Annotated in this window: 18 protein-coding genes; 6 read left to right on the forward strand and 12 right to left on the reverse strand. The window is 72.1% G+C overall.

Going from position 1 to position 24994, the window contains the following annotated elements; all coding sequences use genetic code 11:
• Positions 1–28: 28 nt before the first annotated feature.
• From tsaE to coaA, 6 genes are all read right to left on the reverse strand, one after another.
• Entirely contained in the window at positions 29–532 is a 504-nt protein-coding gene (tsaE, locus tag F6B42_RS13875; RefSeq protein ID WP_150420320.1) for a tRNA (adenosine(37)-N6)-threonylcarbamoyltransferase complex ATPase subunit type 1 TsaE, read from the reverse strand.
• Positions 529–1635, reverse strand: a complete 1107-nt coding sequence (gene alr / locus F6B42_RS13880) for an alanine racemase (RefSeq protein ID WP_150420419.1) — start codon at positions 1633–1635, stop codon at positions 529–531. Before alr ends, tsaE begins: the two co-directional genes overlap by 4 nt.
• A gap of 17 nt (positions 1636–1652) precedes the next feature.
• Positions 1653–2009 carry a holo-ACP synthase gene (locus F6B42_RS13885; RefSeq protein ID WP_150420321.1) on the reverse strand — a complete coding sequence of 119 codons (357 nt, stop codon included), beginning with the start codon at positions 2007–2009 and terminating at the stop codon, positions 1653–1655.
• A 184-nt stretch (positions 2010–2193) separates the two neighbouring features.
• Positions 2194–4044: a glutamine--fructose-6-phosphate transaminase (isomerizing) gene (glmS, locus tag F6B42_RS13890; protein ID WP_150420322.1), complete on the reverse strand. Its 1851-nt coding sequence runs from the start codon at positions 4042–4044 to the stop codon at positions 2194–2196.
• 50 nt (positions 4045–4094) lie between these two features.
• Positions 4095–5345: an esterase/lipase family protein gene (locus F6B42_RS13895; RefSeq protein WP_150420323.1), complete on the reverse strand. Its 1251-nt coding sequence runs from the start codon at positions 5343–5345 to the stop codon at positions 4095–4097.
• 981 nt (positions 5346–6326) lie between these two features.
• Positions 6327–7283 (reverse strand): type I pantothenate kinase, encoded by a 957-nt coding sequence (gene coaA, locus F6B42_RS13900; protein WP_150420324.1) that lies wholly within the window; start codon positions 7281–7283, stop codon positions 6327–6329.
• 42 nt (positions 7284–7325) lie between these two features.
• Here coaA and F6B42_RS13905 point away from each other — a divergent pair, with 42 nt between their 5' ends.
• The gene (locus F6B42_RS13905) at positions 7326–8270 is read left to right on the forward strand and encodes a Ppx/GppA phosphatase family protein (RefSeq protein WP_150420325.1); all 945 of its coding nucleotides are present in this window, start codon (positions 7326–7328) and stop codon (positions 8268–8270) included.
• Positions 8271–8274: 4 nt separating this feature from the next.
• On the opposite strand, the gene F6B42_RS13910 is transcribed toward F6B42_RS13905, so the two are convergent.
• The gene (locus tag F6B42_RS13910; RefSeq protein ID WP_150420326.1) at positions 8275–9993 is read right to left on the reverse strand and encodes a sensor histidine kinase; all 1719 of its coding nucleotides are present in this window, start codon (positions 9991–9993) and stop codon (positions 8275–8277) included.
• A 112-nt stretch (positions 9994–10105) separates the two neighbouring features.
• Positions 10106–10564, reverse strand: a complete 459-nt coding sequence (locus tag F6B42_RS13915; RefSeq protein ID WP_150420327.1) for an adenylyltransferase/cytidyltransferase family protein — start codon at positions 10562–10564, stop codon at positions 10106–10108.
• 347 nt (positions 10565–10911) lie between these two features.
• Between F6B42_RS13915 and F6B42_RS13920 the strand changes: the two genes are divergently transcribed.
• Both F6B42_RS13920 and F6B42_RS13925 read left to right on the forward strand, forming a co-directional pair.
• Positions 10912–12390, forward strand: coding sequence for a sugar transferase (locus tag F6B42_RS13920; protein ID WP_150420328.1), 1479 nt, complete (start codon positions 10912–10914; stop codon positions 12388–12390).
• Positions 12390–13694 carry a glycosyltransferase gene (locus F6B42_RS13925; protein WP_150420329.1) on the forward strand — a complete coding sequence of 435 codons (1305 nt, stop codon included), beginning with the start codon at positions 12390–12392 and terminating at the stop codon, positions 13692–13694. The genes F6B42_RS13920 and F6B42_RS13925 overlap by 1 nt, the downstream gene beginning before the upstream one ends.
• A gap of 293 nt (positions 13695–13987) precedes the next feature.
• On the opposite strand, the gene F6B42_RS13930 is transcribed toward F6B42_RS13925, so the two are convergent.
• Positions 13988–19501 carry a LamG-like jellyroll fold domain-containing protein gene (locus F6B42_RS13930; RefSeq protein WP_191089384.1) on the reverse strand — a complete coding sequence of 1838 codons (5514 nt, stop codon included), beginning with the start codon at positions 19499–19501 and terminating at the stop codon, positions 13988–13990.
• 181 nt (positions 19502–19682) lie between these two features.
• Here F6B42_RS13930 and F6B42_RS13935 point away from each other — a divergent pair, with 181 nt between their 5' ends.
• A complete protein-coding gene (locus F6B42_RS13935) occupies positions 19683–20378 on the forward strand; it encodes a CDP-alcohol phosphatidyltransferase family protein (RefSeq protein WP_223878527.1) in 696 nt (231 codons plus the stop codon).
• 4 nt (positions 20379–20382) lie between these two features.
• Here the strand turns inward: F6B42_RS13935 and F6B42_RS13940 are convergent, their stop codons facing one another.
• Genes F6B42_RS13940 through F6B42_RS13950 form a run of 3 tightly spaced genes read right to left on the reverse strand, consistent with a single transcriptional unit; the run spans position 20383 to position 23115 of the window.
• Positions 20383–21147: an SGNH/GDSL hydrolase family protein gene (locus F6B42_RS13940; RefSeq protein WP_150420331.1), complete on the reverse strand. Its 765-nt coding sequence runs from the start codon at positions 21145–21147 to the stop codon at positions 20383–20385.
• Entirely contained in the window at positions 21144–21848 is a 705-nt protein-coding gene (locus F6B42_RS13945) for an acyltransferase (RefSeq protein ID WP_150420332.1), read from the reverse strand. Before F6B42_RS13945 ends, F6B42_RS13940 begins: the two co-directional genes overlap by 4 nt.
• Complete coding sequence (locus F6B42_RS13950) at positions 21841–23115, reverse strand: polysaccharide biosynthesis protein (RefSeq protein WP_150420333.1); 1275 nt, start codon at positions 23113–23115, stop codon at positions 21841–21843. Before F6B42_RS13950 ends, F6B42_RS13945 begins: the two co-directional genes overlap by 8 nt.
• Positions 23116–23234: 119 nt before the next feature.
• Between F6B42_RS13950 and F6B42_RS13955 the strand changes: the two genes are divergently transcribed.
• Positions 23235–23795 carry a DapH/DapD/GlmU-related protein gene (locus F6B42_RS13955; RefSeq protein ID WP_150420334.1) on the forward strand — a complete coding sequence of 187 codons (561 nt, stop codon included), beginning with the start codon at positions 23235–23237 and terminating at the stop codon, positions 23793–23795.
• Complete coding sequence (locus F6B42_RS13960) at positions 23792–24895, forward strand: glycosyltransferase (RefSeq protein WP_150420335.1); 1104 nt, start codon at positions 23792–23794, stop codon at positions 24893–24895. Before F6B42_RS13955 ends, F6B42_RS13960 begins: the two co-directional genes overlap by 4 nt.
• Positions 24896–24994: the final 99 nt, after the last annotated feature.

The raw sequence follows: 24994 nt of genomic DNA on the forward strand, positions 1-24994 counted from the left end.
TAACCGCGCACGGCGTCGCGGCCCGCCGTCAGGGACGCCGCGTGACGGTCACCAGACGCGGAGCCGCCTCTTCCATGTCGGCCGCAGCCGGACCGCTCGTGCCGCACGCGTTGTCGAGCCCGGTGCCGCTCCAGCCGCGCTCGAGCTCGATCTCCCACCAGCTCTCGCGCAGCCCGTCGACCATCCCGTGCCCCCACTCGACGATCGTCACGCTCGCATCGAGGTCGAGATCGAGGTCGCCGAGCTCGGCCGGCGAGCCGAGGCGGTAGGCGTCGACGTGCACGAGCGGCGGACCGTCGACGAGCGAGGGATGCGTGCGCGCGATGACGAACGTCGGACTCTGGATGGGGCCGCGGACGCCGAGCCCGGCTCCGATCCCGCGGGTGAGGGTCGTCTTACCCGCACCCAGCGGACCGGTGAGCACGACGAGGTCGCCCGCGCGCAGCCGCGCACCGATCTCGCGCCCCCAGGCCTCCATGTCGGCCGCCGAGGTGATCTCCCGCTCTCCGAGGTCGTCGTCGAGTCCGCTCATCGCTGTTCCCCTCCCGGTCGCCGTGTCACGCGCGCACCGATGCGCGTGACGATGTCGTAGTCGATCGTGTCGGCCGCCTCCGCCCACTCGGCCGCACTGGGCACGCCGAGGGTGGGATCGCCGAACAGCACCACGTCATCGCCGACCGACACCGCGGCATCCCCGACATCGACGACGAACTGATCCATGGCGATGCGCCCGGCCACCGTGAAGCGACGACCGCCGATCACGACGGGTCCACGACCGGATGCCTGCCTCGGCACGCCGTCGGCGTAGCCGAGGGGCACGAGCGCCAGCGTCGTCTCGCCGTCCGTCCGATGCGTGTAGCCGTACGAGACGCCCTGGCCGGCCGGCACCCGGCGCACCGCGGCCACCGGGGCGCGCAAGGTCATCGCCGGGCGGAGGCCGAGGTCGGCGGACGTGCGATCGGCGAACGGCGAGAGCCCGTAGATCGCAATGCCCAGCCGCACGCAGTTCAGCCGCGCCTCCGGCAGCGAGATGGCCGCGTTCGAGGCCGCGATGTGGCGGAGCTCGGGAGCGAGCCCGGCGTCGGTGGCGACCGTCAGCGCGTCGTCGAAGCGGGCGAGCGAGGCGCGATCGTCCTCGGGCGATGTGTTCGACAGATGACTGAAGACCCCGACGACGCGCAGGCGCCCGACGCGTTCGAGCCGGGCGGCCTCGAAGCAGACCCGCGACCAGTCGGCGGGCTCGACCCCGTTGCGTCCGAGTCCCGTCTCGACCTTCAGATGGACGTCGGCGGGACGATCGGCGGATGCCGCGGCGGCCGCAGCCTGCAGCTGGCCGAAGCTCGAGATCCCCAGCTCGACCCGCCGCTCGACCGCGGGCCGGAAGTCGGCACCCGGCGCGTGCAGCCAGGCGACGATCGGCGCCGTGATGCCGGCGCGGCGGAGGTCGAGGGCCTCGGCGATGTCGGCGACGCCGAGACGGCTCGCACCGCCCGCGAGGGCTGCGGTCGCGGCACGGAGGGCGCCGTGTCCGTAACCGTCCGCCTTCACGACCGCGATGACCTCGACACCGGTCAGACGCCGGAGGTGGCGGACGTTCTCGGCGATGGCGTCGACGTCGACGATCGCCTCGCGCATCGTCCCCGCCCCGGCGCTCACGCGACGCCCTCGGCCACGACGTAAGCGGTGGCGAGATTCGCGTCGTGCGAGAGCGAGAGGTGGATCGCACCGATGCCGCGGGCCGCGACCGTGTCGGCGGTGTCTCCGGTCAGGGAGAAGACCGGGCGGCCCGAGGCCTCGGAGGCGACCTCGATGTCGGTCCAGTGCACGCCCTCGGAACCGCCGAGAGCCTTGATCAGCGCTTCCTTCGCGGCGTAGCGCGCAGCGAGGGAGCGGGGCTTCAGCATCCGCTCGGCCGGCGAGAACAGCCGCTCGAGCAGACGCGGAGTGCGCTCGAGCGAGCGCTCGAAGCGCGGCACGTCGACCAGATCGACGCCGATGCCCACGATCACGGCGCTCCTTCCCCGCCGCTCCGGCGGAGGAGGGCTCTCGCAAGATTACCGTCCGAGCCCGGGGCTCGGCCCGCTGCGCCGCCGCCGGCGACGCAGGCGGAACCGCGCAGGCAGGACGTTCCGCCGGGGAATGTCCTGCCTGCGCACGATCGCCTGTGCTCGCGGGGCGCTGCCCCGCGGCGGATCACTCGACCGTGACGGACTTCGCGAGGTTGCGCGGCTGGTCGACGTCGAGTCCCTTGGCCGTGGCGAGCCCCATCGCGAAGATGTGGAGCGGCACGACCGCCAGCAGCGGCTCGAAGAGGGGCTCGGCGAGCGGGATCCGCAGCACCTCGTCCGCGAAGGGCAGCACGGCGGCATCCCCCTCCTCGGCGACGGCGATGATCCGCGCGCCGCGGGCGCGGATCTCCTGGATGTTCGAGACGACCTTCGCGTGCAGCAGCGGCGAGCTGCTCGGCGAGGGCACCATGACGAAGACCGGCTGTCCCGGCTCGATGAGCGCGATGGGACCGTGCTTCAGCTCGCCCGCGGCGAAGCCCTCGGCGTGGATGTAGGAGATCTCCTTGAGCTTGAGCGCGCCCTCGAGGGCGATCGGGTAGCCGACGTGGCGGCCCAGGAAGATCACCGAGCGGGTGTCGGCCATCCAGTGCGCGAACTGCTCGATGTGCTCCTGCTCGGTCGCGAGGACGCGGGCGATCTTCTCCGGCACGGCCTCGAGCTGGCGGACCTGCTCGGCGATCGTCTCGGCGTCGAGCGCGCCGCGGACGCGGCCGACGTGGAGGGCGAGGAGGTACAGCGCCGTGATCTGCGCCACGAACGCCTTCGTCGAGGCGACGGCGACCTCGGGGCCGGCGTGGGTGTAGACGATGGCGTCGGACTCGCGAGGGATGGTGGCGCCCTGCGTGTTGCAGATGGACAGGGTCTTCGCGCCGGCCTCGCGGGCGAACTTCACCGCCATGAGCGTGTCCATGGTCTCGCCCGACTGGCTGATGGAGACGACGAGCGTGCGGGGGCCGATCACGGGGTCGCGGTAGCGGAACTCGTGGGCGAGCTCGACGTCGACCGGCACGCGGGCCCACTGCTCGAGCGCGTACTTGCCGACCATGCCGGCGTAGGCCGCGGTGCCGCACGCGATGACGATGATGCGGTCGATGCCGGTGAACAGCTCGTCGAGGCCCTCGAGCTCCGGGATCTGCACCGTTCCGTCGTGCACGCGGCCGCGGATCGTGTTGGCGACGGCCTCGGGCTCCTCCGAGACCTCCTTGGCCATGAACGACGACCAGCCGCCTTTGTCGGCCGCGGCGGCATCCCACACGACCTCGAACGGCTCGACGTCGACCGCGTCGCCCGAGAAGTCGGTGACGGTGACCTCCTGCGGGGTGATCGCGACGATCTCGTCCTGCCCGATCGCGAGGGCGTGGCGGGTGTGCTCGACGAAGGCCGCGACGTCGGACCCGAGGAAGTTCTCGCCGTCGCCGAGCCCGATCACGAGCGGGGAGTTGCGGCGGGCGCCGACGACGAGGCCGGGCTGGTCACGGTGCAGCGCCAGGAGCGTGAACGCGCCCTCCAGACGCGAGACCGTCGCGCGGAACGCCTCGACGAGGTCTCCGGATGCCGCGAACTCGCGACCCAGCAGGACGGCGGCGACCTCGGTGTCGGTCTCGCTGCGGAACGTGTGACCCTCGGCGACGAGTTCGGACTTCAGCTCGGCGAAGTTCTCGATGATGCCGTTGTGGATGACGGCGAGACGGTCGTCGTCGGCCAGGTGCGGGTGCGCGTTGGCATCGGTCGGGCCGCCGTGGGTGGCCCAGCGGGTGTGGCCGATCCCGGTCGTGCCGTCAGAGAGCGGGTGCGCGGCCAGGTCGTCCCGCAGCACCTGCAGCTTGCCCGCGCGCTTGCGGGTGCCGAGCGACCCGTCGCCGTCGATGACGGCGATGCCGGCCGAGTCGTAGCCCCGGTACTCCAGGCGGGCGAGACCCGAGATCAGGATGTCCTGCGAGGGCCGAGGACCCACGTAGCCGATGATTCCGCACATGGGCTCCATCCTAGATCGGGCGGGGCCGCGCTCCTGCGAGACGCCTGGGGCTACCGGCGGCCAGCGGTGTCGCGCGCCGTGCCGCTGCCGTGCAGATCGAGCGCCCCGAGCACCGCGTCGACGACGGCGAGGTTGGCGAACAGCGCGTCGTGGCCGCAGGCGCCCCCGAACGGCGGCGCGGCGACCTCGCCCGACAGGATGCTGAGAAGACCGTCGAGGCCCGGCTCCAGCTGCGTCCGACACGTGACGACGCTGGCCGAGTCGACCTGGGCCACAGCGGAGCCCTGCGCCACGAGGCCGTCGCCGAGGTTGATGTCGATGGTCGCGTCCGCGACCACCGGCACGGCGAGGACGGCGGCGCCCGCCACGGCTTCGACGTGCATCCCAGCCGGCCAGGGCGGCAGATCGGCGATATCGTCAGAGCCCGCGCGCAGGGCGATGCCGCCGGGGCCGAGCGCGGCGATACCCGTGCGGATGATCGGGGGCAGATCGCAGCCGGCGCGGGCGTCGGAGGAGAGCTGGAAGTTGCACACGGCCCCGATCCAGGGCAGCACGAGATTCTGCAGCACCGGGATCGTCGACATCGAGGCACGGATGGCGCCGGCGATGCCGACGGCGACATTGGCGATGTCGGAGCCCTCCGTCGGCGTCCCGACCGTGACGACGCGGTCGATGAGCCCGGCGAGTTCGGGCGAGGCGGCCAGGGCGTAGCGGAGCGCCAGCCCGCCCATCGAGTGGGTGACGACATCGATCGCGCCGCCGACCGACGCCGAGATCGTCCGGATCGCATCGCCGAGGTTCGCGGCCGACCCGTTCGAGCCGACCCACCCCGACGAGTTCGCCGAGTAGTCGAAGGCGTAGACGGCCACGCCCGGCAGCGCCTCGAGTCGCTGCTGCAGCGACGCGGACTGGCCGCGTCCGACCGGCTTCGCCGACCCGTCCTGCCACAGCACGGGCCGGTCGAAGGGCGACTGCGCGAAGGCGGGGGTCTCGACGTCCGACGGCAGCGACGTGCTGAGCCACCCGTGGATCAGCAGGACGGCTCGAGCCTGACCGTCGACCGCACCGCCCAGGCGCACCACCCGATCGCGGAGCATCGCGGCATCCGCACCGACGAGCGCCGCCTGCCCGCCGGTCGAGAACGCCGACGACGCGGCGGCCGGCGCGAAGGTCGCGGTGGCCGCGAGGAGGAGGACGCTCGTGAGGGCGATGCGCCGACGCCAGGGTCGCCGACGCTCGCCGCGTGCGGATCGTCGCATACGCGCGTGCGCGCGCGCGCGTGCGACGATCCCCAGTTTCATGAGTTCATACCTAGCAGGTCGGGATGTCGAGTGCGTAACACCGGATCAGGCTTGAGATTTTCGCCGTGACAGACGAGGGCCCTCTCGAGTCAGCCATTTGGGGACTGATTTACTCGAGAGGGCCCCGCAACCCGCGTGCTCTCGGTCGGACCGTTGGGGACGGCGTGACGACCGAATCACCGCTTGGGGAACGGTTCGAGTACTGCGCAGGCGGTGAAAGCCTACCGGATACAGGCGTTGGGCCGAGCGATTGGCCGAAACTTCTTTTGTCCCCCTATTGGCGGACACGAGGTTCGGCTGTAGCATCAACTCGACGCGCGGACTCTCCGCTTTTGGGGGGCTCGGGAGTCACCGACGTGTGTCGAACTCAAGGTGTCGATGGGGATCTGAGCACCGTGAGGGCGTTGTGCAGTGCGCATCCGCGCACGCGCGCTGCACAACGCGCACGCCCGCCGTTCGGCCCAGATCCGGGGCCGGAAATTGCTGCTACCGGCATGCCCGCGGCTCTGACATACTGAGCGCAGCCCGCGGCCTCCGGCCCGGGCCGACGCAGGATGGACAGTCCGCCGGGGTGGGACCCGGCTGATGCGTACCGGCGTTGCTTTGGGGATGTGCGGTGATCGGTGTCGACCGGCGCCGCACGTGGGGATACGGGGACGAGCATGATCGGTCGATCGAGGATGTGCGCACGCCTGCGGGTGGATCGCATGATCACGGATGACCGCACACCTCTCGTTCACCGACACTCGCGGCGACGGCCGCTCCTCGAGCATGCGCCCCACAGATGTGGCGGCTTCCGCTCGATCACCGCGACCCGGGCCTCGGCCTCGACGGCTCTGCCGACCGGACCGCTCGGTTTCGGGTCGTACCCCTCCCCCTGAGCGGGGGTCGTCCACACAGGCGTGCCCGTCGGCGCTTCGGCTCGGCGGGCACGTCGCATGCACCGCGGTCGTCAGACCTTGCGCACCGGCACCGCGGTCGTCAGACCTTGCGGAGCAGGACGGTGTCGACGGCGTGCGCGGCGCCCTTGTGCAGGATGAGGCTCGCCCGATGCTTCGTGGGGAGGACGTTCTCGACGAGGTTCGGCAGGTTGATGTCGTTCCAGAACGTGCGGGCCATGCGGACCGCCTCGTCGTCGTCGAGGTCGGCGAAGGTGTTGAAGTACGACGACGGGTTGTTGAACGCCCCGGCTTTGAGCGCCATGAAGCGGTCGACGTACCAGTTGCTGATGTGATCGGCATCCGCGTCGACGTAGATGGAGAAGTCGAACAGATCGCTCACCGCGACGTCGTGGGGCGACGGCGGCGGGGCGAGGACGTTCAGTCCCTCGACGATGACGACGTCGGGGCGGCGGACCGTGATCTGCGCGTCGGGGACGATGTCGTAGCGCATGTGCGAGTAGAACGGCGCCCGCACCTCGGCCGCGCCGGATTTGACCTCCGTGAGGAAGTTCAGCAGGGCCCGACGGTCGTAGGACTCGGGGAAGCCCTTGCGGTCCATGAGGCCGCGTCGTTCGAGCTCGGCGTTCGGATACAGGAAGCCGTCGGTCGTGACGAGTTCGACGCGCGGCGTCCCGGGCCAACGGCTCATGAGCTCGCGGAGGAGACGGGCCACCGTCGACTTGCCGACGGCGACGGACCCGGCCACGCCCACCACGAACGGCGTCGTGCTGTCGGCGTCGCCGAGGAACGCGTCGGTGTCGGTGCCGAGACGGTGCGCGGCGCTGGCGTAGAGCGAGAGCAGGCGGCTGAGCGGGAGATAGACCTCCGCGACCTCGCCGAGGTCCATCCGATCGCCGAGGCCGCGCAGCTGGACGATCTCGGTCTCGGTCAGCGGCTGAGCGACGCCGGCGGCGAGCCGCGACCAGTCGGCTCGATCGATCTCGCGATACAGCGATGGGGCCAGCGGCGTCAGCGCCTGCACTTCTTCAGGGGACATCGGGCTCATCGTAGCTCGCACGGCGGCCGATACTGTGGGCGTGTGCGCCTGGGAGTCCTCGACATCGGATCGAACACCGTCCATCTGCTGATCGCCGACGTGCGGCCCGGCGGCCGCCCGCTCGGACGGACGAGCACCCGGACGGTGCTGCGCCTCATGCGCTACCTCGAGCCCGACGGGTCGATCAGCGACGAGGGTGTCGCCGCGCTGGTGGCGGCCGTGACCGAGGCCGTCGCCGTCGCGCGCACCGAGAACGTCGTCGAGCTGCTCGCCACCGCGACGAGCGCGGTGCGCGAGGCGGCGAACGGGGCGGACGTGATCGCCCGCATCGAGGCGGCCCTTGGACAGGAGCTGCAGGTCCTCGGCGGCGAGTCCGAGGCGCGGTTCACGTTCCTCGCCGTCCGGCGGTGGTTCGGCTGGTCGGCGGGGCAGATCCTGCTGTTCGACATCGGCGGCGGTTCGCTCGAGGTCGCCGCCGGCGGCGACGAACTGCCGGATCTCGCGGCATCCGTTCCGCTCGGGGCGGGCCGGATGACGGTGCAGTTCCTGTCCGACGACCCGCCCGGAGAGGCGGCGGTCGAACAGCTGCGCGAGCACGCTCGCGAGACGCTGCGACCGGTCGCCCGCGACGTGCGCGATGCGCCGCGACCCGATCACGTGGTCGGGTCGTCGAAGGCCATCCGCTCGCTCGCGAAGCTGGCCGGGTACCCGGTGCCGGGGTGGTCCGGCATCGAACGGATGACGCTGCCCCGCGCCGCGCTCGGGTCGTGGATCCCGCGACTGGCGCGGCTGCCGGCATCCGCCCGTCAGGAGCTGCCCGGCATCACCGCCGACCGCACGTTCCAGATCGTCGCCGGCGCCGTCGTCCTCCACGAGGCGATGCGGGTGTTCGACGTCGACGAGCTCGAGGTGTCGCCGTGGGCGCTGCGGGAAGGCGTGCTGCTGCGCTACATCGAGTCCCTCTCGTGGAGCGCGCCGCCGGCCTGACGGGTCAGGGTGCCGAGACCGGCGCGGGTTCGAGCACCGGCACGATGGCCTCGAGGACGACGTCGCGGCCCCGCTGGTAGACCTGAGCCGACGGCCCGAGTCCGGCGACGCCGAGCCCGCCGCCCAGCTGGGCGTCCGCGCGGAGCTGACCGGGGCTCGTGACGGTGACGTGCAGCGCCGCGTCGGAGGGACGGGCCGAGACGGCCACGACGGCCGTCCGGGATGCCGCGTGCTTGACCGCGTTGACGAGCCCCTCCGCGACGACGGCGACCACTCGCAGCGACACCAGGGGGTCTTCGAGCGCCCGCTGCGACGACGCGTCGACATCGGCGGATACGGCGATCACCGGCTGCCAGACGGCGACCGTCTCAGCGAGACCGGCCGGCTCCTCGTGGAGGTGCTCGCTCTCGAGCAGAATGTGCGCGAGAGAGGACCGGACCGAGTCCTCGAAGGCCCCGAGCGCCTCCGTGGTGGCGGGTTCCTCATCGACCTGGGCCGCGAAGATCACGCACGTGCCCTGCACCCGGCCGTGCAGGAGGTCTGCTGCTCGCAGGAGCGAGCGCCGGGTTCCGGAGGTGCGGAGCGCGGCGGAGCGGGCGACGTCGCGGAGCGCGCGTCCGAGCCGACGAGCCTCGATCCGGCCGCGGTGCATCGCGTCGGCGCACAGCGCCGCGATGACGGCGACGCCCGGGAAGGCGATGGCGGGGATGAGGGCGATGAAGCCGGCGCCGATGATCGGCAGGGCGACGAGCGTGCCGATCGCGCCGGTCGCGGCCCACACGGTCAGCAGCGCCGCCCCGCGGCCGGCCGCGTCCCGGCGGCGACCCAGTCGTCGCGACGCGAGGTCGGCGAGGAGGCCGGCACCGAGTGATCCGACGAGGACGAGCGCCAGCAGCAGCCCACCGCCGCGATGAACGGCGAACGGGCTGCTCCCGGCGGCGAAGATCGCGCCCACGAGGAGAAGAGGCGGCGGGCGCAGCCGCTCGAGGAAGCGCCGACGCGACCGCGTCGCGCCCTGGCCGGTCGGATGGTCGGGAGCGACGTCGAGGAGGTCGAGGTTCGCATGGCGCTGAACGCGGTGGCTGGCGGACCGCACGCCGTCCGAGAACGTGCGCACGCCGTCGAAGTCGATCGGTGTGAGCACCAATGCCCCCAGGGCGCGGCGCAGGGTCTCGACCTCGGTCGCGACGAGCTCCCGGCTCTCGCGCTCGTACCGACCGGCGCGACGCTGCTCGTCGGTCACCGTGCGCAGGGCGTCGAGCAGGCGCTCGCGCGCGTCGCGTGAGCTCGCGTAGAGCTGCTCGGTGATGGCGACGAGGGAGAGCAGGGCGATCCAGGCGACGAGGTTCGTGATGATGCGGGCGGGCCAGGTCTGGTCGGCTTGCAGCCCGAACGCGTCCACGGCGAGCGCCTCGTTGAGGAAGGGACGGCCGACACTCGCCGCCACGACCGCTGTCAGCACCACGACGCCGCGCACCCGCGGATCGACGAGGCGCCGCTCCGCGAATGCCACGGGGACGAGCGCGAGGATCAGGACGAGGGCGCCGAGCAGAGCCGCCGTCTGCGCGAGGACGACTTCCGGTACGGAGTTCGCCGCCTTGTACGGCGCCAGCACGAGGACCGCGAGCGGCAGCGCGAGCGCCAGGCTCCACCGGGTGAAGAATCGTCCACCCGAGAGTGCCGCCCACCAGATCGCCGACGCCTGGCGCAGTCGCGTGCGCAAACGCGCACCTGTCCCCCGCCCCACATCCGCCCCCTCGAGTCCGACGCGTCCCCTCGTCGCTCGCGGCAATGATAGCGAACGCCGGTGGCCGCCGACGCCGCGGAGGCAGCGCTCAGGCGATGTCGGCGGCGTGTTCCGACGGGTGTCCGCGGCGCGCTGCCGAGGCCAGGGCTCGTCGGAGCATCGTGCTGGAGGTGTGCGCCGTGTACGGGAAGTAGACGACCTCCACGCCGACCCGCGCGAAGCGACGTTCGAGAGCCCTGCCCTTCTCGGTGTCGCGCCAGTCGTCGCCCTTGAAGAAGTGGGTGAACCCGACCTCGCGCCAGGTCTCGAGCTTGTCCGGAACACGCTCGATGTGCACGTCGTCGACGACATCGATGTGTCGCACGATCTCGGCCCTCTCCTCGGTCGGGATGAACGACGAGATGCCCTTCGTGCGAAGGAGCATCTCGTCGCTCACCACGCCCGCGATGAGGATGTCGCAGTGCTCGCGCGCACGCCGAAGGATCTGCAGATGGCCGATGTGGAAGACATCGAAAGCCCCCGCGGCATACCCGATCCGCTGTGTCATAGCGCCCCCAAAACGCATGTGACGTGTTCGCCCGGTCCCACCCGGTCGAACGATTCCCCAAGCCGGCGCTGAGCCGGTGCGACAGACAGTACACCGTCCCGTGCCCCCGCGCACAACCGACATCGCGGATTCATCGGCCGGGACTTCCCTCGGGCACCCTCGATGGTGTAAGAATCGATGGCAAGGCCGTTTTGGGACGGCCCGGAGAAATCCGACGCATCGGATGCGCGCCTGGGAACGCTCATCCGTATCAGCGACGTCAGTCGCGATGTTCCATTGGGGGGAGCACTCATGCGCGTCAGCAATGCCTCGTGCACGGTCTCGGCGATCACCGCCGGGCCGGGCCGATGACCGCCGTCGACGACCGCGCCGGCCTGGGCTCGTCCGAGTCCCGTGACCCCGCGGTCTCGCCGCGTCGGCAGCCCAACCTCGAGCTGCGACGCCAGCGCGAGCTGCGGCACGCACGGCGCCTCGGCGCGACCGACACGGTCATCGTCCTCGCCGCCGTCCTCGCGGCGGCCGCCGTCGCTCTGCGCACCGGTGCGCCCGTGGGAGGGACCGCGGGCACCGCAGCCGCCAGCGTGACGGTCTGGCTGCTCGCCCTCGCCCTCTTCGGATCGCGGCAGCCGCAGGTCATGGGCACGGGGTCGCAGGAGTACCGACGCGTGACCAACGCGACCGGCATGACGTTCGGAACGCTGGCGGTGGCCTTTGAGATTGCCCAGTGGGAGGGCCTGCGCGTCCAGATGATGGTCGCCCTCCCCGCCGGGCTCGTCGCCCTCCTGGTGACGCGCTGGCGGTGGCGCGCGTGGCTGCGCGAGCGACGTCGCCGCGGCGAGGACGCCTCGCGCACGCTGATCGCGGGTCGTCGTCGCGACGTCGACTACGCCGCCCGGCAGCTCGCACTCGCCGACAACGGCTACGCCGTCATCGCGCTCGCCCTCACGGACACGGTCGAGTGGACCGACGCAACGCGGGTCCATCTCGTGACGACGGCGCGCGACATCGCCCGCGTCGCCCGCGAGGAGCACGCCGACACCATCGTCGTGGCGAGTGTGCCCGACGACGATCCCGACTTCTCGCGCTCGCTGGCCTGGGAGCTCGAGGGCACCGCGGCGGAGCTCATCATGTCGAGCCACCTCGCCGACGTGGCCGGGCCGCGCATCCGCCTCAGCCCCATCGAGGGCCTCCCCCTGATCCACGTGAAGATCCCGGCCTTCGAAGGAACGGCCCACACGCTCAAGCGGCTGCTCGACCTCGTCGTCAGCGCCGCGGCGTGCACCGCCATCGCGCTCATCACCCCGATCATCGCGCTGGCGATCAAACTCGACTCCCCCGGACCGGTGTTCTTCGCGCAGCGTCGCGTCGGCCGGGACGGGCGCGAGTTCACCATGTACAAGTTCCGCTCGATGACCGACACGGCTGAGCAGGAGCTGGCCGAACTGCTGCCCGCCAACGACGGCGCCGGTCCGCTGTTCAAGATGCGCGCGGACCCGCGGGTGACCCGCGTGGGGCGCGTGCTGCGGAAGTACTCGCTCGACGAGCTGCCCCAGTTCCTCAACGTCCTGCGCGGCGACATGAGCATCTCCGGGCCGCGACCGCCGCTGCCGTCGGAGGTCCGCAACTACGAGGGCCGCGTATTCCGACGGCTCTACATCAAACCCGGGATCACCGGTCTCTGGCAGGTCAGCGGTCGGAGCGACCTGTCGTGGGAGGACAGCGTGTCGCTCGATCTCCGCTACGTCGACAACTGGTCCGTCACGCTCGATCTGATGATCATGTGGCGCACCGTCAAAGTCATGTTCCGGCCGATGGGAGCCTACTGATGCACACCGAGAATCAGCGCGCCCGAGGATCGGTGCTCTTCGTCGGGCTGAACTACGCACCCGAGCCGACCGGGATCAGCCCGTACACGACAGGTATGGCTGAGGGGCTCGCGCGCGACGGCTGGGACGTCCGCGTCATCACGTCGTACCCGCACTATCCGTGGTGGGAGGTGCGTGACGAGCATCGTGCACTGCCCGCTCGCGAGACGGTCGAGGCCGTCGACGTCCGCCGCGTGCGCCACCACGTGCCGAGATCGCCCGGCTCGTTGCGTCGCGCGCTCTTCGAGACATCGTTCGGCGTGCGCGCGCTGCTGTGCCGCTGGGACTCCCCCGATGTCGTCGTCGTGGTCTCCCCCGCGCTGCTCGCCTCACGCCTGATCGCGCTCCGTGCGCGACTCGCCCGCATCCCGGTCGTCACCTGGGTGCAGGACATCTACGCGCTCGGCGTGCAGGAGGCCGGCGGCGGCACCGGCGCGGGCGCGGTCGGCGCGATCGAGGCGAGCCTGTTCGCCGCATCCGAACGCGTCGTGGTCATCCATCGACGATTCCGGCAGGTTCTCGAGAGCCGGTTCGCCGTCCGGCGGCCGATCGATGTCGTCCGCAACTGGTCGCACGTACCCGAGATCCATCTCGAGGATGCTGCCGCGGTCCGCGCGCGCCGCGGGTGGCGCTCCGACGAGGTCATCGTCCTGCACGCCGGCGCGATGGGCGCGAAGCAGGGCCTCGAGAACGTCGTCGCGGCGGCCGAGGTCGCCCGCGCGCGCGGTTCGCGCCTGCGGTTCGTCCTCATGGGCGACGGTGGCCGGCGGGCGGCGCTGGAGGCCCTTCCGGGCGCCGACGCGGTCTCCTTCGTCGACCCGCTGCCGGAGGAGGAGTTCCTCAGCACTCTCGCGGCCGCCGACATCCTGCTGGTGAACGAGCGCCCCGGGATGACCGACATGTCGGTGCCGAGCAAACTCACCAGCTATTTCGCGACCGGCCGGCCGGTCATCGCCGCCGTCGACGAACGCAGCACGACTCGCGCGGAGATGGAGGCGTCGCAGGCGGGTCCGGTCATCGCACCGGCCATGCCGGTCGACCTCGTCGACGCCGCCGAGGCGCTGGCTGCCGACCCGGCGCTGGCGCACCGTTACGGAGTCGCGGGCCAGACGTACCGGAGGCGCGTGCTCACGGAGCACGCCGCGGTCGCGGCGTTCGCGCGGAGCCTCACCGCAGCCGTCTCGGCGCCGCGGGCGGCCGCCAGCGCGATCGGAGCCGCGCAGCCCGTCGCCCGGGACCTGGCGTCGCGGCACGTGCTCTCCTGACCGCCGCGCGCGCTCAGCGCGCGTGGCGTCCCGGCACCCGGGGCGATCGACGGGGTGGGTGCGCCCGATCTCAGGAGAATCCGCCGTCGGCGAGGCTGTCGCCTCTGCCGCGCCTCTTTTCTCCTGAGAACCGGCCGCGGCCGCCCGGTCGAACGCCTGCACCCCGCGTCGCTTCCCTGCGCCCGCACCGGCAACCGCCCGCTCGTGGCCGCAGCGGCCGGCGCCGCGCGCAGCGCACGCGTGCACGACGAAAGGGCCGCTGCGCGTGCGCACCGACCGTTCGTCGTCGCCGCTCAGGAGACGGAGTACGTGAGCGTGAGAGTGGGGCGCTGCGCGGGAGTCGTCGCCTCGCGCGAGAGGATCCGCAGGTTGTCGGCCGACGTGGTCGAGAGCCGCAGGGTCACCGTCTGACCCAGCAGCGGCGTGAGCTGATCGACGGCGAGCGCCGCGGTGTACGCGGTGTTCGTCGCGGTCGCACCCGTCAGCATCCCGAGGGCCGTGGAGCCGACGGTCGCGGTGGGCCGGTTCGCCCACGTCAGAGTCGACTCCTCCCAGGCTCCCGTGACGAGGTGTAGGTCGTGCGTCCCGGCACTGCCCGCCGTCGGATCGGTGGAGGTGCGCACGCTGAACGCCGCCGACACGAGCGTCGCACCCGGCGGGAGGGTCGGCAGCGTGAGCCGGAGGAAGCTCTGCTGCCCCACGTCCCCTCGGGAGACGAGCTGGTTGGCGGTGCCGTAGTTCTGCGCCGGCATGCTCGAGTAGGCCGCCGCATCCGCGTCGACGGTCACCGTCGCCGTCGCCGTCTGCGTCGGTGCGGCGACCGTCACGGACGACGCAGCCGACGCCGCGCTGCTGTTGCCGCTGCTGTCACGCGCGCTCACGCGATACCAGTAGGTGCCGGGCGCCAGGGGCCCGTCGGTGAAGCTCGTACCGGTCGGTGATCCGATCCGACTGGCCGCATCGGCGGTGAACCCGGCGGAGGCACCGCGGTACACGTCATAGGTGACGGCACCGGAGGCGTCCGAACTCGGCGCCCACGAAACCTGCGTGCTGGTGCCGCTGAGTGCGATGGCGGGTGTGCCGGGAACGGTCGGTGCCGTCGTGTCGGGCGCCGCGATCGTGACCATTGCCTCGGTCGACGCGGGACCGGCGTTGCCGGCCGCGTCGAAGGCCACGACCCGGTAGAGGTACGTCCCCGGCGCGAGCGGACCGTCCGTCGCCGACGTCGCGGTCGACTCGCCCACACGCGTCGCGGCGCTGACCGCGAATCCGGGCGTCGCGCTGCGGTGGATCTCATAGCGCACGACGCCTCGGTCGTCCGTCGCCGCCGTCCAGCCGAGACCGACCGTCGCGCCGGAGGCCGACGCCTGCACGCCGGTGGGCGCCGTCGGGGCGGTCGTGTCGGATGCGCTGAGCGGAGTGAACTCGAGCGCCAGCACGGGACGGTAGCTGGCGGTGGCCGCCTCGGACGACCACAGCCGGAGGTTGTCCGCCCCGGCCCCGGTCATCCGGATGGTGGCCGTCGACCCCAGGCGCGCCTGCAGCGCGGTCGCCGACAGGTCGACGGCGTACGCCGTGTTCGTCGCGGGCGCCTGCCCGAGGCGGCCGAGCGGCGTTCCCGATGTGGTCGGCCGTGTGCTCCACGTGACCGTCGACTCGTTCCAGGTGTCGGGGATGACCGCGAAGTCCGTCGCGTCGAGTGTTCCGGCCGTGGGATCGGTCGACGTGCGTACGCTCAGCGTGGCCCGGGTCAGCGCCGTCCCCGCGGGCGCGGTCGGCAGCGGGAGCGACAGCAGAGACTCGACGGACGACGCACCGGCCCGGCTGGAGATCTGGTTCAGCGAGCCGTAGTTCGTCGTCGGCGCGGCCTGGGAGAGCATCGCGTCGTCGGCCACGGGGACGCGCACCGTCACCGGCTCGGCTGCCGACTCGACGGTCACCGACACGGATGCCGCCGCGCCGATGTTTCCGGCAGCGTCGACCGCCCGGATCTTGTAGTGGTACACACCGGGCGTGAGACCGGTGTCGTCGTAGCCGAGCCCCGTCACCTGTGCGACACGGTTGGCGCCGTTCGGTTCGAACGCGGCGTCGGAACCGCGGTGGACGAGGTAGCCGGTCACGCCGGTGTCGTCCGTCGCGGCCGTCCAGCTCACCCGTGCGGTGCTGCCCGACAGCGTCGCCGCGGGAGCGCCGGGCGCGCTGGGCGCCGCCGTGTCGGGCGCGGCGATCGTCGCCGATACCGCCGCCGAGGCCTCGCTCGCGTTGGCCGCGGCATCCAGCGCCACGATCCGGTAGAAGTACGTGCCCGGTGCACCGACCGGATCGCTGAAGGACGGTGTCGCCGATGTTCCGACGGCGTTGTCGGCCGTCACCGCGAAGTCCGACGTCGCGCCTCGGTGCACACGGTAGCTCGTGACTCCGACGTCGTCAGAAGAGGCCGTCCACGACAGCGCGATGCCGTCCGCGCCGAGCATCGCCACCGGCGATGTCGGCGCCGACGGAGCCGTGACATCGGGCCGCTCGACGGCGACGGCCGCCGTGGCGGGACCCACGTTGCTCGCCGCGTCCACCGCCACGACGCGGTAGTAGCGGCTGCCGGAGAACTGCGCACTGTCGACGAACGACGTGGTCGTGGTCGTCCCGAGCCGGGTGTCCTCGCCCGGAGCGAAGTCCGCCGTCGCTCCCCGGTAGACGGTGTACGACGCTACCGACCGGTTGTCCGTCGCCGGCGCCCAACTGAGGTGGACGCCGTCCGCCTGCAGCGAGGCGGACGCGGCTCCCGGCGCACTGGGCGGCGTGGTGTCGGCGACGCCGATCGCGAAGTGACGCGCGATCGTGGCGGCGTCGAGCGTGCTCGAATAGATCGCGAACTCGTCGAGGTCTCCGCGGAAGTAGAACGAGTTCGGTTGTCCGGGCCACCCGCCGATGTTGCCGCCGCCGACCCGCCAGCGTCCCGACCCGGTCTCGGCGCCGGGGACGTTGCTGGAGGCGACGAGCTGGCCGTCGACGTAGAGCTTGCGCCCGGAGGTGTCGATGACCCCGACGGCCTGGTGCCAGGCTCCGTCGTTGTACGACAGCGGAGACTGCACGATCGCGGCGGAACCGATCCACGAGCCCCAGACGAGCTTGCCGTCATTGGTCATGTAGAGGTGCTTGTCGTAGTTGCCGCCGTTGCCGGTGAGGGTGTTCTCGAAACCGAAGATCTTGCCGCCGTCGGTGGTGTCGGTGCGGAACCAGACCTCGCCAGTGAAGGCGCTCGAGGGGGCGGTGGGCTGCGCGAGGCCGACGGTGCCGGATTCGTTGCCCGGCAGGGTCAGCGAGCCGCTGCCGGCGACGGCGCCGTTCGGGCTGCGCGACGCGCCGGTGTTGTACGCACCCGTGCTCGTCCCGAACATCGACGCGTCGGCGGCGGAGTCGGCGCTGTCGTCGAACCGCCAGTAGAGGGACGGGTCGCCGGCGAACACGGCCGCGCCGTACGCGTCGGCGGGCGCCGCGTTCACATCGAGGGTCCGACCGGAGGCGAGGTAATGGTCGGCGATACGGGTCGCGGGAAGCGCGCTGGAGTAGATGGCCGTTTCGTCGATGAGGCCGGCGAAGAAGTCGCTCGCAGGCCGGTCGGGCCACCCCGAGAGGTTGTCGCCGCCGACGCGCCAGACGCCGTAGTAGCCCTGCGCATTGGACGTGCCGTTCGTGCCGACGCGCAGCCCGTCGATCGAGAGGGTCATCCCCGACGGGCCCTGCGTGGCGACGATGTGGTGCCACTGTCCGTCGTTGAGCGCCTGCGGCGAGGTCAGCGTCGCCGCGTGGCCGACCCAGACGCCGAAGGTCACGCGTCCGTCGTTGCGCATATAGACGTGTCGGTCGTAGTTGCCGCTGAGGTTCGAGACACCCGAGCCGGTGCGCGGACGTCCGTTTCCGAAGCCGACGATCTTGCCGCCGGCGGTCGTCGTGGTGTTGATCCAGGTCTCGACCGTGTAGGTGGAGGGGCCGGCGCGCAGCTGGTCCGTGATGGCGTAATCGTTCGCCCCGTCGAACTGGAGCGACCCGCCGCCACTCGGAACCGCCGAATCGGCGGACGTCGTCGCCCCGTCCATGAGCGCGGCCGGGACAGCGTCGGTGCGGGACTGCTGCGCCGCGGAATCCTGCACCCACGACCCGAGAGCCGCACCGGACCACAGGCTCTGCGGGCCGTCGGCTCGGACAGCGGCCGAGTAGTCCGACGTCGCCGCGCGGGCCGTTGCGGTCACAGCGCTCGAGCGCGCGGACGTATTGGTGCCGTCGCTGGCGGTCACGCGGTACGAATAGGTGGCGCCGGGCGAAACGGCGGTGTCGACGAATGTCACCTGGGGACGTTCCCACCAGAGCGACCTGCCGGTGCCGGTCCAGATCGGCTCCGCCGCGTTGCCCCGGTAGACGCTATAGAGGAGGTGGCTGTCATCGGCGTCGACGACGGTCCGGAAGCGGACCTGCACCGTTCCGTCGGCCATGGCCTGCGCGCTCGCGACGGGCGTGGGCGGGTTGCCGGTGTCCTGCGGCCCGAACCGCGTCAGCCCCTGCTGAGCCCGACCGTTGATCGACGTGAAGTCGCCGCCGGACCACAGGTAGTTCTGGCCGGTCGTGCGGCCGGTCGCGACGACGAGGGCTCGCGGACCGATGCCCTCGCCGATGCCGTCATTGCCGAGAGGCAGCCAGCCGAGGATCTCGGTCGTCTGCGGGTTCTGCGCCATGAAGTATCGACGGATGCCGTCGTTGAAGGCGTTGATGCCGCTGCAGTCGTGCGCATGGCTGGCCGAGTACAGCGTGCCCTGGTACATGACGAGCGACTGCGTCGCGCCGAGGCACGTGTCGCGCCAGACCTGGTCCCCCGTGGACCACGAGAAGGCCGCCTTGCCGTCGAAGACCCCGCCGCCGGTGCCCTCGTTGCCGATGTAGAAGTTGCCGTCGCCGCCGTCGATGATCGTCTTGGTCACCGATGTGTCGGGGATGAAGCCCTGCGGGTAGGTGCGCAGCACCTCGCCGCCGCTGCCGTCGAGGGGGCTCGCGCCGCTGACGATCGCGATGGAGTGCGAGTACTGGCCGTTGATGGAGAACATGTCGCCGCCGAGGACGACCTTGGCGCCGTCCGGCGAGACCGCGACGGCGCGCGCCTCGTTGACCTGCGGCGGCAGATCGGTGCGTCCGCGCACGGCGTTGGCGGTCCAGGGCAGGAGCGCACCGGAGTCGGCACGGAAAGCGGCGAAGGCCTGCCGCGGGTTGCCGCCGACGGTCTGGAACAGCCCGCCCGCGTACAGCGTCGAGCCGTGCAGCGCGAGGGCGGTCACGGTCGACGAGGGCAGCGGCGCCCGGAACGGCGTGACGGTGCAGGCCTGCACGTCGAGCGCGGCGATGCGCGCGACATTGACGCCGCCGACGCTCGAGAAGTTGCCGGCGACGTAGACCCGTGAGCCGTCCGCGCTGGTGGTGATCGCGCGGATCGTGGGCGTGCCCCCGCTCAGCGTGACGGCGAACTGGCAGGCGTCGGGCTCGCCGGTCTCGGCATCGAGGATCACGAGGGCGTTGCGCGCCCGAGCCGCGTCGCTGCGCCCCGCGGGCGGGCGGATCTGCGAGAAGGTCCCGCCGGCGACGACCTTGCCCCCGGCGGCGCCGAGCGCGTAGATGGTGCCGTTCGTCTGCCACGACGGCTGATCCTCCGCAGCGAAGGACACCCCCGGAGACAGCGCCGAGGCCGGCGCCGCGACGTTGACGATTCCGACCCCGATGATCAATGCCAGGACGACAGCGGCCACGGCCGCAATGCGTGTACGCACGAGTGTTCCCCAATGTCTTGCACCCTCGCGGGCGCTCCCCCAAACGCGCGACCCCCGTCACGCGGTGTTTCCCCAGTGCGGTCGGGGGCTGCCCCAGCAGCGGCCGACCTGCGTGCATCGTACACTGTGGCGCAGGGGACGCATAGACCGGATGCCGGTGGTCTGCGAATAGGGGAATCGTATGGAATACGCCGAGGCCTGGCGCCGGCTGCGCGACGCGCAGAAGGGCAAGCGGGGCGTGTCGCTGTACTCGCGGTGGATCAACCGGCCGCTCGGACGTGCCTTCGCCGCTGCCGCGGCGACGTTCGGCATCGGCCCGAACGCCGTCACGGTCGTCTCAGCGCTCGTCACGATCGCGGGCGTCGTGGTCGTCGCCGCAGCACCGATCACCGTCGTCGCCGGGGTGGCGGCCGCAGCACTATTCGTGCTCGGGTTCGCGCTCGATGCCGCGGACGGTCAGGTGGCCCGACTCACCGGGGCCTCGTCCCGCGCCGGCGAATGGCTCGACCACGTCGTGGACGCCGGCAAGATGGTCGCCGTGCACGCCGCGGTCCTCGTCGGGTTCGACGGTGCCGATCTGCACGGCGGGGTCTGGCTCCTCGCACCGCTCGCCTACTCCCTCGTGTCGGTCGTGCTCTTCGCCGGACTCACGCTCCACTCGCTGCTGATGCCGCGCGATGCCGCTCCGGGGACGCCGTCCACCGCGCGCGCCGTGCTGCTGCTGCCGGCGGACTACGGCGTCCTCGCGGTGGCCTTCGTCCTGTGGGGCGCCCCGCAGCTGTTCATCGTCGTCTACGCCGCGCTGCTGCTGGCGACCACGGTCATCACCGCGCTGCTGTGCCGCAAGTGGTTCCGGACGCTCACGGCGGCCGGCTGAGGCGTCAGTCCAGCGCCGCCAGGACCGCGTCCGCGATCGCCTGGTGGCCCGCATCGTCCGGGTGCACGCCATCGGGCGCGACCAGCTCGGTATCGGAGCCGAGCGGCTGCCCGAGGTCGAGCCAGGTCGCACCGATGCCCTCGGCGCCGGCCCGGACGACGTCCGCGAGCGCAGCGACCTGCGGCGGCGGGTCCGTCGCATCCCACAGCACGTTCGTCACGTAGATCCGACTGTTCGGGTACGTCTCGCGCAGCAGAGCGAAGAACTGCGCGACGCCCGTGTCGAGCGCATCGGCGCCGATGTCGTTCCGGCCGCCCGAGACCACGACGATGTCGGGGAGGAGCGCCGCGCCTTCACGGGCCATGGCCGCGAAATCCGGGCAGTCCTCGCGGCCGCAGGCGTTCGGCGCCTTCTCGCCCGACACCTCGGCGACATAGCCGGTGCCCCCGCGCGCGTAGTTGCGCACGCGCCATCCTTCTGCGGCGCCCACGACGCTCACCCAGCTGCGCGACGGGTTGCTCGCACCGGCTCCGGCCACATACGAGTCGCCGAGGAAAAGCACCACCGGAGAGGATGCCGCGGCGACATCGGCCGCCGGGGCGGGGCGCAGTCCCATTCCGGCCCAGAGGAGCCCGGGGATGACCAGCAGCGTCGACACGACCGCCCACACCGGCATCCCACCCCATTCGCGCTGCCACCACCGACCGCCGGCCGGTCGGCGCACGCTCCACCAGCGCCCCGCCGGCACCCGCCCCGCGTCAGCGGTCATCGGGTATGCACGATCGTGTCGGTCGCGGGGATCCACAGGTCGTGCGTCGAGGTCTCCTCGCGCTCGAACCACGCGCCCGAGACGGGCCCGCGCAGCTTCGCCGGCACCCCCGCCCACAGGCCGGGCTCAGGCACACCGCGCGCGCGGATGAGAACGGATCCGGCGCCGAGGACGGACCGAGCCGGCAGCACGGCCCCGCCCAGGACGAGCACGCGCGTGCTGACGAAAGAGCGCTCGCCGATCACAACGGGTAGAGCCGTCTGCGCGTTGCGTGCGAGGTCGACGCTGTGCGACATCACGCGGCTCTGGTGACCCGCGACGGAGGCGAACGGCCCCAGGGACACCGAGCCGGAGCAGTCGAGCTGGTGCCGGCTGGTGATCTTCGCGTGATCGCCGAGCACCAGGGCGCCGCCGGTCGGCAGATGCCGCACGAAGGACTCGTGCGAGGAGATGAGGTTCCACCGCCCGATCATCGCGTCACGCCCGAGGCGGATCTCCCGCATGTTCTTGACGACGTTCGCGAATCCGAACGAGGAGTGCGGGGCGAGCTCGAACGAACCGACCCGCCAGACGATGCTCGGGCGCGCCCGAGCAGTGGGATGGACGCGGTGGCCGGCCCTTCGCAGCAATGCGTTCTTCGCCGCACCGGCGGGCAGGAGCCAGAGCACGAGCCTCACCACGTCGCGCACCTTGTCAGACATCGATCTCCTCCCGGATGGTCACGGCATGGGTGGCTCGGATCGTCCGCGACGCGGCGACCGCCTCGACCGCGCCGCGTGTGACGAGACCGAGAACCACGGCGGTCAGAGCGCCGACGGCGCCCCACAGGGCCGCCCCGAGCGCGACGAGCGGCACGACGACGAAGGTGCTGACGACGGTCGCGTGCGCGCCGATGCGGAGGCGGCCGAGCGAGGGCAGAAGCGCTTTGGCGACGAGGGACTCGAAGAAGTTGACCGCGACGAACAACGCCATGAGCACGACGGCGAGAGGCATCACCGCGATCTCGCCCCCGCCGAGCCACCGGAGAGCCGGCCCGCCCGCGAGAACCACGACGAGACCGATCACGGATGCCGCCGCCGCCCCCACCGCGAGCGCGGTGCGAGCGCGCGCGGCGCTCTGAGCGACGTCGCGACGCGGCACCCATCCCTGGGCGACCGTGATCACCGGCTGCAGTGCCACGCTGACCTGCCGCTGGAGCTTGTCGACGAGGGCGAACACGGGCTGAGCGGCGGGCGCGATGACCGTCACCACGACGAGCGGGAGCGCGATGTACACCGCGGAGCCGAGCGCCGAGCCCATGCCGTGCCGCTGCTCCGCGAGCACCCGCGACAGGCGGGCCGGCCGCGGAGCGAGATCGCGGTGCGGCCGCAGCCCGAGGAGGATCCAGACCGTCGAGCACACGAAGGCGGCGACGAGGCCTCCGAGCATGCCGGTCAGTCCAGCGGCGGCACCCGCTCCGCCCAGCATCAGGGCGATGCCGATCACGGTTCCGAGCACCCGCGGGACCGTCTCCGCCACGAGGAGTGCATACGGCGACCCGGTTCCCACGAAGTACCAGTTCGCCGAGACCCCCGCTGTCGCCGCGGTGATGGCCCCCAGGACGGCGAGCCCCGGCGACTGCGGCGCGACGAGCGCGGCGAGCGCACCGCTCGTCGCGGCGATCGGAACGAAGAGCGCGGCACGAGCGCGGACCGACTCCACGTACGCCGTCCGCCGGTGCGGACCGTCGGCCACCGCGATGCGCGCCGGACCCGACACCCCCCACCCGAAGCCGATCGCGGCGGCGGCGATGGCGCCCACCGCTTGACCGAGCGCGATAGCGCCCCACCCGCGGTCGCCCTCGGCGCCGACCATGACCGGGATCGCGGCGAGCGACGCGACCGCGAGAAGCGCGATCGACAGCGCGAAACCCGACATCCTGCCGAGTCCGCCGGTCAGACGGCGCAGCCGTCGTCCTGATTCGGACATCCCCCAATACCCCCGATTCCGGGCGACGTCCCCACGCACGCCCGTACGGGAGGAACCGTACAGCATCCCGCGCATCCTGTCTCTAGCAGCCGATCGTCGCGTGCGTACAATGAGGCGCCATGGGGGCACGGCGCAGGCTCGCGGGGTTCAGCGGGCGCGGATACGACAAGGGCCGCACCGTCGGCTGGCAGCTCGCGTGGCAATGCGCGTCGGCGGTGGCGGTCATGCCGTGGTTCGTGCCGGTTCGGATCCGCCTCGCGGTTCTCCGCGCATTCGGCGCGCAGATCGGCACGGGCGTCAACCTGCGGTCGGGAGTGCGGGTCCACTGGCCGTGGAAGCTGCGGATCGGCGACGACACGTGGATCGGCGAGCGGGTGTGGATCCTCAACCTCGAGCCCGTCGTGATCGGCAGCGACGTGTGCGTCTCGCAGGACGTCCTCCTGTGCACCGGCAGCCACGATCGTCGATCGCCGACGTTCGAGTTCGACAACGCCCCGATCTCGATCGGGGACGGCGCGTGGGTCGCCGCGCGCGCCACCGTGCTCCGCGGCGTCCGCGTCGGTACGGACGCGCTGGTCGGCGCGACAGCGCTGGTCGTCCACGACGTGCCCGACGGCGCCACCGTCCTCGCCCCCGCCGCGGTGTCGCGCCCGGCTCCGACCGAGGCGTCGAGACGGTGAGGATCCTCGGCGTCGTCACCCTGGTCAGCCCGCTCGGCGAGTACGGCGGGCCGGTCCGCGTCGCGGTCAATCAGCTGCAAGCGCTGGCCGCCCGCGGCCATCAGGTCGTCCTGGCCGGCGCGACCCGCGGCTTCGAGCGCGTGCCGCGCGAGATCGAGGGGATCGCGGCACGCCTCTACCCGGCGCGGACGCTCGTGCCCGGCGCCGGTTTCGCCGGGCTCACCTCGCCCGGCCTGCTGCGCTCGCTGTCGCGTCACGTCGGCGAGTTCGACGTCGTCCACGTGCACGCCGCACGGGATCTCGTGACGCTCCCGGCCGCCCGCCTGGCGGCATCGCGCGGGGTGCCCACGGTGCTGCAGACCCACGGCATGATCGACGAGTCGCGGCATCCCTTCGCCGCCCCGCTCGATGCCGCGCTCACGCGGCCAGCCCTCGCCGCCGCCCGCGCGGTGTCGTACCTGACCGAGCGCGAGCGCGGCTCGCTCGTCGCGGTCGGGCGCGGGCGCGCCCGACTGGTCGAACTCCACAACGGCGTCCCGCCGGCGCCCGCCGCCGAGCCCGCCGACCCGCTCGAGCTGCTCTTCCTCGCTCGTCTGGCGCCGCGGAAGCGGCCGACCGAGTTCGTCGCGGCGGCGGCCTCTCTCGCCGGGGAGTTCCCCGAGGCGCGGTTCACCCTCGTGGGCCCCGACGAGGGCGAAGGTGCGGCCGTCCGCGCGGCCATCGCGCGCTCGGGCGCGCCGGATCGCATCCGCTGGGAGGGCGCGCTGCCTCCCGAGCAGACCGGGGCGCGGATGCGGCGCGCCACCGGCTACGTCCTGCCGGCCATCGACGAGCCCTACCCGATGGCCGTTCTCGAGGCCATGTCGGCCGGTCTGCCGGTCGTCGTCACGGACAGCTGCGGACTGGCCGGCACGGTCGAGCGCACCGGGGCCGGGCTCGTCGTCGACGCCCGCAGCGACTCTCTCCGAGAGGCCATGCGCACACTCCTGGCCGATCCGCCGGCCGCACGCGACCGGGGCGCCGCCGGCCGGGCCGCGGTCCGACGCGACTTCACGATGGATGCCGTCGCCGCGCAGCTCGAGGCGATCTACGCCGGCTGAGCGGGTGTTGCCGCTCCCACGGAAGCGGTCCTATACTCGCACCACCGTCGATTTGGGGATCGGCACGCGTGGGATGGTTCTGGGGATCCTTCCGGTGCG

It is taken from the genome of Microbacterium radiodurans, from assembly GCF_008710705.1.
Taxonomy (GTDB): domain Bacteria; phylum Actinomycetota; class Actinomycetes; order Actinomycetales; family Microbacteriaceae; genus Microbacterium; species Microbacterium radiodurans.

Excerpts from the sequence above, each read along its gene's own strand:
- tsaE (WP_150420320.1), bottom strand. The coding sequence starts at position 532 with ATGAGCGGACTCGACGACGACCTCGGAGAGCGGGAGATCACCTCGGCG.
- alr (WP_150420419.1), bottom strand. The coding sequence starts at position 1,635 with ATGCGCGAGGCGATCGTCGACGTCGACGCCATCGCCGAGAACGTCCGC.
- glmS (WP_150420322.1), bottom strand. The coding sequence starts at position 4,044 with ATGTGCGGAATCATCGGCTACGTGGGTCCTCGGCCCTCGCAGGACATC.
- F6B42_RS13895 (WP_150420323.1), bottom strand. The coding sequence starts at position 5,345 with ATGAAACTGGGGATCGTCGCACGCGCGCGCGCGCACGCGCGTATGCGA.
- coaA (WP_150420324.1), bottom strand. The coding sequence starts at position 7,283 with ATGTCCCCTGAAGAAGTGCAGGCGCTGACGCCGCTGGCCCCATCGCTG.
- F6B42_RS13915 (WP_150420327.1), bottom strand. The coding sequence starts at position 10,564 with ATGACACAGCGGATCGGGTATGCCGCGGGGGCTTTCGATGTCTTCCAC.
- F6B42_RS13920 (WP_150420328.1), top strand. The coding sequence starts at position 10,912 with ATGACCGCCGTCGACGACCGCGCCGGCCTGGGCTCGTCCGAGTCCCGT.
- F6B42_RS13925 (WP_150420329.1), top strand. The coding sequence starts at position 12,390 with ATGCACACCGAGAATCAGCGCGCCCGAGGATCGGTGCTCTTCGTCGGG.
- F6B42_RS13935 (WP_223878527.1), top strand. The coding sequence starts at position 19,683 with ATGGAATACGCCGAGGCCTGGCGCCGGCTGCGCGACGCGCAGAAGGGC.
- F6B42_RS13940 (WP_150420331.1), bottom strand. The coding sequence starts at position 21,147 with ATGACCGCTGACGCGGGGCGGGTGCCGGCGGGGCGCTGGTGGAGCGTG.
- F6B42_RS13945 (WP_150420332.1), bottom strand. The coding sequence starts at position 21,848 with ATGTCTGACAAGGTGCGCGACGTGGTGAGGCTCGTGCTCTGGCTCCTG.
- F6B42_RS13950 (WP_150420333.1), bottom strand. The coding sequence starts at position 23,115 with ATGTCCGAATCAGGACGACGGCTGCGCCGTCTGACCGGCGGACTCGGC.
- F6B42_RS13955 (WP_150420334.1), top strand. The coding sequence starts at position 23,235 with ATGGGGGCACGGCGCAGGCTCGCGGGGTTCAGCGGGCGCGGATACGAC.